2 protein-coding genes are annotated in these 3,543 nt (G+C 37.1%); one reads left to right on the forward strand and one right to left on the reverse strand.

Annotation, left to right across the window (positions count from 1 at the left end; translation table 11 throughout):
• Positions 1 to 131: 131 nt before the first annotated feature.
• On the reverse strand, positions 132 to 1,736 hold the full coding sequence (locus tag A1D25_RS04990) for a carbon starvation CstA family protein (protein WP_157394600.1): 1,605 nt from the start codon (positions 1,734 to 1,736) through the stop codon (positions 132 to 134).
• A 318-nt stretch (positions 1,737 to 2,054) separates the two neighbouring features.
• Between A1D25_RS04990 and A1D25_RS04995 the strand changes: the two genes are divergently transcribed.
• A complete protein-coding gene (locus A1D25_RS04995; RefSeq protein WP_157394601.1) occupies positions 2,055 to 3,437 on the forward strand; it encodes a DegQ family serine endoprotease in 1,383 nt (460 codons plus the stop codon).
• Positions 3,438 to 3,543 lie beyond the last annotated feature (106 nt).

Here is a 3,543-nt window from a genome sequence, read left to right on the forward strand (position 1 = left end):
ATTAGCAACTATTTTGTCCACTTGAACGTGTAATGGGTAAATCAGCAACTATTTTGTCCATTACACCACAAATTAGGAATTAGGCTTTGTCATCAGCCTGAGGAGAACTTCTCACTCTTAATTAAGGTTGATTAGGCTTTTGCTGAATCATCAACATAAGCATCAGGGTCTGTTTTACCCATTGGTTTTAACATTGTGAAGAACAATACTAAACATAATGCTGTTAAACCTAAACCGATATATACCGATAATTGATAGTCTAAACCAAAACCGATCTTATTGTATGCAAGGTAGGTAAAGCACACCGCACTGATAAATACCGCAGGGATAGTACATACCCAGTGGAATTTGTTATAGCGATATAAATAAGCTGCTGCAGTCCATAACATTACCATTGCAGTTGTTTGGTTTGCCCAAGTGAAGTAACGCCATAATACGCTAAAGTCAATTTTAGACACAATGAAACCAACTGCAAATAATGGTACTGCAATTAACAAACGTTTTGCTAATGTACGTTGTTCTAAATGGAAGAACTCTGCAATAATTAAACGTGCTGCACGGAATGCTGTATCACCCGATGTAATTGGTAATACAACCACACCTAATACTGCAAAGATACCGCCCACAAACCCTAAGAAGTATAATGATGAATCATACACCACTTTAGATGGAGAGCCAGCAGTGATTGCATCTTGTAATGCTTGTGGGTTTTCATAGAATGCTAAACCAACCATACACCAGATTAACGCAATTACACCTTCTGCAATCATTGCACCGTAGAAAATGAAACGACCTTCTTTTTCATTTTCTGCACAACGAGCCATTAGTGGAGTTTGTGTTGCGTGGAAACCAGATAATGCACCACAGGAAATTGTTAAGAATAGTAATGGCCAAATTGGAACATCACCTTTCACTTGGAAGTTTTGGAAGAATTTATCCCAAGTTAAGCCTGCACCGTCTTGATTTACTGTACGGAAGAATTCGATTGGATCAGTTGCACTGAAATGGCTTGATACTAAACCATATACCATACCCACTGACATAAACAGTAATAATGCACCAAAGAATGGATAAATTTTACCGATGATTTTATCAATTGGAAGTAAGGTTGCTAAAATGTAGTAACAGAAAATGATCGTTGTCCACACTGCAATAACTGTTGGTTTATCCATTCCCCAAACTGTTAAATCGCTTACTGCGGCAGACGCTGATGCTGCAATTTCTTCCGCATTATTTAGCGATAAAGTACCACCTGCTGAGCCAAATGCGTCCATTGTGATTGTACTTAATAATTGAGCTGGGCTTGCAACGAATACCACACCAACTAATAATAATAAAATTACCGCTAGAATGTTGATGAACGCTTTAACAGGGCGACCTAAGTATTTACCCGCAAGGTTTGGCATTGAAGCACCGCCATTACGCACACTTAACATTCCGCAGAAATAGTCGTGTACCGCACCTGCAAAAATACAACCAAGTACGATCCAGAGCATTGCAACTGGCCCGTATAACGCACCAAGGATAGGGCCAAAAATCGGGCCTGTTCCAGCAATGTTTAATAATTGAATTAGCCAAATACGAGTTTTTGACATTGGCATATAATCAACACCATCTTGCATAGTATATGCAGGTGTTTGTTTTTTCGGGTTGATCACGAAGATCTTTTCGATAATCTTGCCATATACAAAGTAACCAAGTACTAATACAGCAACACAGAATAAGAACCACAACATAGTAGATGTCCTAAATTAATGTTGATAAATAATGAATTTAACCTAAAAGGCGAGGCATTGTAGAGAGTAGAATAAATAAAGTAAATTAAGATATTACAGAAATGTTACTTGTTGTCTAAAAATGTGACAAAGATCACGTTTTGAACAATCATTCAGTTACACAGTACATAAAATAGTAAAGGTAAATAATGCAAATTGTATAAAAAATCAGCTTATCTATAAGTAAATCAGAACCATCTAACAATTTTTATGTCTTAGGCTACATTCAAATAATCACAACTTTTAATGAAACAACAATAATAGAAAGGAAACATATCAATGAAAAAATCAATGCAAAAAACATTATTGGCTTCTTTATTACTCGGATTAGGAATGTTCTCTCTTCCTACTATGTCAAATGCAACATTACCAACGGCAGTAGATGGTCAAGCACTACCTAGCCTAGCACCAATGTTAGAAAAAGTACGCCCTGCGGTTGTAAGTATTGCCGTTGAAGGAAAAACAGAAAATAAACGCACTCGTTCTAATGTACCAGAAGAATTTGAATTTTTCTTCGGACCTGATATGTTCGGTGAGCGTGGTGGAGAACGCCAATTTAGAGGTGAAGGTTCGGGAGTTATTATCAATGCAGCAAAAGGCTATGTAGTGACGAATAACCACGTTATTGATAAAGCCGATAAAATCAACGTTAAATTAGAAGATGGACGTGAATTTAAAGCCAAATTGATTGGTGCAGACCCGCTTTCTGACGTTGCACTTCTACAAATTGAAAAACCAGAAAAGCTTACTGAAATTAAAATTGCAGACTCTGACAAATTACGCGTAGGCGATTTCACTGTTGCAATCGGTAACCCATTTGGTTTAGGGCAAACGGTTACATCAGGGATTGTTTCTGCATTAGGCAGATCAACAGGTAATAGTGATGAAGGCTACGAAAGCTACATTCAAACTGATGCCGCAGTAAACCGTGGTAATTCAGGTGGACCATTAATTAACTTACAAGGTGAACTTATTGGTATCAATACAGCAATTATTTCGCCAAGCGGTGGAAATGCAGGTATTGCTTTTGCTATTCCAAGTAATATGGCAAATAACCTTGTACAACAAATTTTAGAATTTGGGGAAGTGAAGCGTGGCTTACTGGGTATTAAAGGTGGCGAATTAAATGCTGATCTTGCTAAAGAATTTAATGTTAATGCTCAAAAAGGGGCATTTATCAGTGAAGTGTTAAATGATTCAGCAGCATCGAAAGCAGGATTGAAAGCAGGAGATGTGATTATTGGTGTAAATGGACAAAAAGTTCATAGTTTTGCTGAATTAAGAGCCAAAGTTGCAACCACAGGTGCAGGTAAACAAATTGAATTGACCTATTTACGTGATGGCAAAGAGGAAAAAACAAAAGTGACTTTACAATCAGACGAGCAAACCAAAACCAGTGCGAATACACTTCTTCCTGCGTTAAAAGGTGCTGAATTTAGTAACTATAACGGGAAAGGCGTTAAAGGTGTTGAAATTACTAAAATTGAAAAAGGCACAATTGCGGAAAAGCGTGGTTTTAGAAAAGGTGATATTATTGTGGGTGTAAACCGCAGAGCCGTTGAAAATATTGGTGAACTTCGCAAAATTTTAGATTCTAAGCCGTCAGCTATCGCCTTAAATATCTTACGAGATGGTTCAAACTTCTTTGTGATTATTCAGTAGTAAAATAGGGGTAATAGATATCGGATAGTAAAAATGATTATTTGGTATCTATTACATACCTTTTCATCAAAAGCGGAAATATTTCCGCTCAGACTGATGACAAACA

The sequence above is a fragment of the Ursidibacter arcticus genome (assembly GCF_009761375.1).
GTDB classification, from domain to species: Bacteria; Pseudomonadota; Gammaproteobacteria; order Enterobacterales; family Pasteurellaceae; genus Ursidibacter; species Ursidibacter arcticus.

Bases quoted from the DNA above. Each gene is read 5' to 3' on its own strand.
- A1D25_RS04990 (WP_157394600.1), bottom strand. From the start codon at position 1,736: ATGTTGTGGTTCTTATTCTGTGTTGCTGTATTAGTACTTGGTTACTTT.
- A1D25_RS04995 (WP_157394601.1), top strand. From the start codon at position 2,055: ATGAAAAAATCAATGCAAAAAACATTATTGGCTTCTTTATTACTCGGA.